The 1,325-nt window shown below is 59.6% G+C and carries 3 protein-coding genes; all 3 read left to right on the top strand.

Going from position 1 to position 1,325, the window contains the following annotated elements:
• The coding region (locus WH277_RS01135; RefSeq protein ID WP_339503881.1) for a prepilin-type cleavage/methylation domain-containing protein at window positions 1-380 on the top strand (380 nt) is incomplete at its 5' end.
• Entirely contained in the window at window positions 371-922 is a 552-nt protein-coding gene (locus tag WH277_RS01130) for a prepilin peptidase-dependent protein (protein WP_339456715.1), read from the top strand. The genes WH277_RS01135 and WH277_RS01130, both read left to right, overlap by 10 nt.
• A partial coding sequence (locus WH277_RS01125; protein WP_339503879.1) for a DUF2509 family protein occupies window positions 922-1,325 on the top strand: 404 nt, incomplete at its 3' end. The genes WH277_RS01130 and WH277_RS01125, both read left to right, overlap by 1 nt.

Raw genomic sequence — 1,325 nt, 5'->3', positions numbered from 1 at the left:
CCTGGAGCGGCTGGCAGAGCTGGCAGCAGCGACAGCAGCTGAACGACAGTGCGCAGCAGATCCAGCGTCTGTTGCAACGGCTGCGCAGCGATGCCAACTGGCACAATACCGTGCATCTGTTGTGGCTGAAATCCGCCGGGCGCTGGTGCCTGGGGACGGGAGCGGCAGATTGTCTGAGCATCACAAAACATACGCTACGTGCACCGCACCCCGGCGTGAGCGTTGAACTGGTCACCAGCGATTTAGGGTTTTATGGCAAGAAAAATACCGCCCATCCCGGCAGTATTTTAATCGGCAACGAAGCCGGTAAGCGGCGGATTATTGTGTCGTCTCGTGGGCGGGTACGCATCTGTTCACCCTCTGAAGAGAACTGTCGATGAAGGCCCAGGGATTCACGCTGCTGGAAATGCTGATGGCGATGGCGATTGGCAGCGTGTTAATGCTGTCAGCGGCGCGCACGCTGCCGCAGCTTCAGGCACAAAACCTGCGTCTCATGATGCAGGCCCAACTGCATGAAGATCTTCATCAGATCATGCACACCCTGGAAAAAGCCGTGCGGCGCGCAGGGTACTGCCACGGCAACTGCAGTGACACGGCACAACGCGGGATGCACATCTCGGCGGGATGCCTGCTGGTGCGCTGGGATGAAAACAGTAACGGCCGCTGGGAAGCACCGGGGCGTGAGGACAGTGAAGTTTATGGCTACCGCCTGCGTGGCACCAGTCTGGAAATGCAACGCGGCGTCACTGACTGTCAGGGCGGCGGTTGGGAAAGGCTGAATGACCCACACCGTGTTGGCATTCGTGCTTTCCAGGTGATCAAAACAGGGCGCCAGATCAAGGTCAGCCTCAGGGGGTTTGCACAGCGCGATCCGCGTATCGCGCGCGATCTGGAACACTGGCTGACGGCGGAGAATCTGTGATGCAGGCATCGACACAGCGGGGCAGCGGTGCACTCATCATGGTGATAATGATCCTGTTGATGGGAACCCTGATGCTGAACGCCACGCGACAACAGCTTGATGATTCAATGAGTCTGGTGGGCGATGAACGACATTACCTTCAGCAGTTCACCGGCGCGATGTCTGCGCTGGCCTGGGGTGAACGTCTGCACTGGGCTGCCGCTGAAGAGTGGCATTGCCAGCAGCAAGCGGCGCATCACTGGCGTGCCTGTTTTCAGCCCGTTGATCAGTTGCTGCGCGGTGACAGTGGGCCCGATACGCTGGCACTGTATCGCTGGGTCGGTCAGCAAGCAAACGGGACTTTACAGGCGCAACCGCACGGCTGGCTGGATTACTGCCCCTTGACCGGGGAGGGGGCCTGCGA

The sequence above is a fragment of the Erwinia sp. MYb416 genome, from assembly GCF_037479575.1.
Classification (GTDB): Bacteria; Pseudomonadota; Gammaproteobacteria; order Enterobacterales; family Enterobacteriaceae; genus Erwinia; species Erwinia rhapontici.
This window is presented reverse-complemented; position numbering and strand designations above follow the sequence as displayed.